Annotated in this window: 1 protein-coding gene; it reads left to right on the forward strand. The window is 61.2% G+C overall.

What is annotated here, in order from left to right; all coding sequences use genetic code 11:
- Positions 1-232: ISAs1 family transposase (locus C2I19_RS20055; protein WP_233201298.1), on the forward strand; the 232-nt coding region annotated here is incomplete at both ends.

Genomic DNA, 232 nt, shown 5'->3' on the forward strand with positions numbered 1-232 from the left:
CACGAAAAGAGCAATGAAATCACCGCGATTCCCGCCCTGCTGGAAAGTCTGCAACTCAAGGGGCGGCTGGTCAGCTTCGACGCCATGGGCTGCCAACGCGACATCGCCAGCCAAATCCACCAGCAAGGCGGCGATTATCTGCTGGCCGTCAAAGGCAACCAACCCTCCTTGCGGAGCACGGTGGAAGCGGCATTCATTGAGGCGGGAGACGCGCCGAACGCGCATGGAACGG

Source organism: Chromobacterium alticapitis (assembly GCF_002924365.1).
In the GTDB taxonomy this organism is placed as follows: domain Bacteria; phylum Pseudomonadota; class Gammaproteobacteria; order Burkholderiales; family Chromobacteriaceae; genus Chromobacterium; species Chromobacterium alticapitis.